We start from the raw sequence: 2,569 nt of genomic DNA, 5'->3' as shown, positions 1-2,569 counted from the left end.
GCTAACAGACGAAGTCGTTTCTGTCGGAGGTAGTAAGACAACTCGAGTAATTGAAGGAGAAGTATTACAGCCTGCTGCTTTTAGTCCGTCACCGGCCACCGTACATTCTGGACAGAAAGCTATCGGGCCAGGTGTTTACGGAACTTTACCTGCATTACCACCGGCCCAACCAAAACTGCAGAACCTTTCTCCCCAGGTAATTCCCCACGACTATCCTTTGGCTCAAAATGCTTGGATAATGAACAAAGATGGCGTGGCCGTTGGTAATACGAATGCTGATAGGTTCGCGAAGGTTCTTAATGATTCGCCGGTTTGGGATGGGCCGTACCCCACACGTAGCCCCGGTCAACAGTGGGTGAGTACTTTCGATGGTTCTATAATTCGAATCATGGAATCTAACACTGGCACAAACCCTAATCATCAGCACCATATTTTGCGTGCAGTTTATGAAAGAGAGAATCCAGCAGGTCTAGATAAAAAACCTCTAAAACTTGATCCTGCCACTTGGGACGTGCCCAAACCTGATGCAGGATTAAAAGGGCACGAGAGATCTATAAAAATGATGGAAAAATCACATCTGCCTCTGCACCGTTATGAGTAAATAATGAATAACATCAAAGAATTTATTAATGAACTGCCCTTCACTATCGAATATTTCCAACCAGGTAGTTACGCACTTTCCCTGGCTGGAAAAACTTCCAGCGGTCGAGAATTTTCATTATATCTAGATTTCTACTGGGAAATATATTATGCAGGAGATGTTTTTAGTTGGGATAATACAGATGAAACAATTAATAGCAATCTCCAGAGAATTATTGGCGTCAAAATTGTTGATATTCTAGGGCCAGATAATGTTTACGATGCAACATACATTTTAGAAGACGGGGGAATGATCCGAGCCCTCACGTCTGATAATAAATTTGCCACGGAATGGAGTCTAACTGTTGTGGGCGAGGGAGAACAGCTTTTTGCAGGAGAGATTTATCCTTACGAACTTTCTGCCCTTGGCACTGATTTTACTCAGTGGGATGCTTTATATACGCCAGTTATTTTAAGTAACAAAAAAAGTTTTCCTCATGGTTTGATTGGCGCAAAAATTATTTCATTGAATTTGCTTGAAAAGGACCATAGTAATCGAGTTCTTGAAATTTATCTTCAGAAAAATTCCGTAGAAAAATATAAGATTCAATTCTGGAATTCTTGGGCCTTTTATTCAGATAAAGTTTTATTAATGGATAATGCTACCAAGGCCGGAGCACTCAATTTTGCCTCTATTGCTCAGGGTGAAACTCTACAAGGTTACACTGGAAGCGGTTTCGGATTATATGGATGTTCGCTGGTTTTTGATTCTTTGCGCTTGAGGCAGATCGGTTCAAGCGAACCCGCCTTGACCTGGCGCATCCTTGATGACAAGGGGAATCTTCTCTGGCGTGCGCCCACCGATGCAGAGGCAAACCAGGGCCTGATTGATGGGGTAGAAAACCCAGTCTTGTAAATAACAACCCGCCCCCTGGTTCACAAGCAGACACCGCTGACATCTTCGTATGGAGTTCCTACCCCCTATGTTCCCTTACAGCTTCGTGTAGATACGATTAGAGCAAGGAAATAGGGGTAGTCTTAGTAGGCCCACGACAGCTAGCCATGGACGTGGTTCCCGGTGGGATTGCGGTTCGAGCCCTTGCCGGTGGCACCTTTGCCGCGTATTCGTATATGAAACAACCAGGACCCTACACTGCTTCTGGGCTGACTGGAAATGTTGCGTTCGCTGGCTTCGTTGCTGCTTTACCAGGCCCATCAAGCGCAGGGCGTCGTGTTATGGGGGAGGTAACTGGGGAGGCTACTTCTTGGATGCAATTGATTCTGGTCGCAGATAATTGTTTTTTCTATAGTTCAGGAAACAAAGTTTTGAAAATAACTAATAATCACCCACCAAACAAACAAAACTCCCACATTCCCCTGCGAGCAAAAATCCTTATTCCCTTGATTTTTGGAACCATAATATTCATGATGGCTAACCCCATCCTCGTTCCATGGGTCAATAATATGACCGCTGAATCCCGCACATGCACCGTTGAATCAGCTGTAGTTGACACATCGACTGGTGGATCCAAATCAGCCACCAAACACGAAGTTGTGCATATACAAACCTCAGAATGTGGAGAAATCAGGATCTACCGACTCTGGGGTAGCTTCAGAAGCTTTCAAGAATTAGCCGATAAACTCAATGAGAATAAAGACAAGTCTCTTATTTTTCAGATCGGTAGGGTACAAATGAATAGTGAAAGCACCGAGGCTAACCGCGTAGATTTCTAAGGGTTAGATTTCACGTTCAGCAAAGACTGCATCCACGTCGTTGCAGGCAACGAACTCATGGGTGCTCGTGGTTATGATCCGCTGACCGCTTCATTTTTGAGCGTTGATCCTCTGGCTCCTGTGGCTGGTGCTGCGTGGGGTTCTAACCCGTATTCTTTTGCGGGTAATAATCCGGTGAATCAGGTGGACCCGTGGGGTTTGCGGCCTATTACCGACGCTGAACTAGCGGACTACCAGAAGGCTCATCAGGGTTACT

Annotated in this window: 4 protein-coding genes; all 4 read left to right on the top strand. The window is 45.0% G+C overall.

The features are described 5' to 3' along the window. A partial coding sequence (locus ACN08V_RS10370) for a hypothetical protein (protein WP_419105491.1) occupies positions 1–601 on the top strand: 601 nt, incomplete at its 5' end. A gap of 3 nt (positions 602–604) precedes the next feature. Continuing rightward, entirely contained in the window at positions 605–1,495 is an 891-nt protein-coding gene (locus ACN08V_RS10365; protein ID WP_419105490.1) for a hypothetical protein, read from the top strand. A 146-nt stretch (positions 1,496–1,641) separates the two neighbouring features. Continuing rightward, on the top strand, positions 1,642–2,313 hold the full coding sequence (locus ACN08V_RS10360) for a hypothetical protein (RefSeq protein WP_419105489.1): 672 nt from the start codon (positions 1,642–1,644) through the stop codon (positions 2,311–2,313). 57 nt (positions 2,314–2,370) lie between these two features. Beyond that, positions 2,371–2,569 (top strand): RHS repeat-associated core domain-containing protein (locus ACN08V_RS10355; RefSeq protein ID WP_419105488.1); only part of this gene is annotated, 199 nt, incomplete at its 3' end.

This window comes from Rothia sp. P5766, assembly GCF_048513555.1.
Classification (GTDB): domain Bacteria; phylum Actinomycetota; class Actinomycetes; order Actinomycetales; family Micrococcaceae; genus Rothia.
This window is presented reverse-complemented; position numbering and strand designations above follow the sequence as displayed.

What these genes read in the sequence shown, in the direction of transcription:
- ACN08V_RS10365 (WP_419105490.1), top strand. Translation starts at nt 605, where the DNA reads ATGAATAACATCAAAGAATTTATTAATGAACTGCCCTTCACTATCGAA.
- ACN08V_RS10360 (WP_419105489.1), top strand. Translation starts at nt 1,642, where the DNA reads ATGGACGTGGTTCCCGGTGGGATTGCGGTTCGAGCCCTTGCCGGTGGC.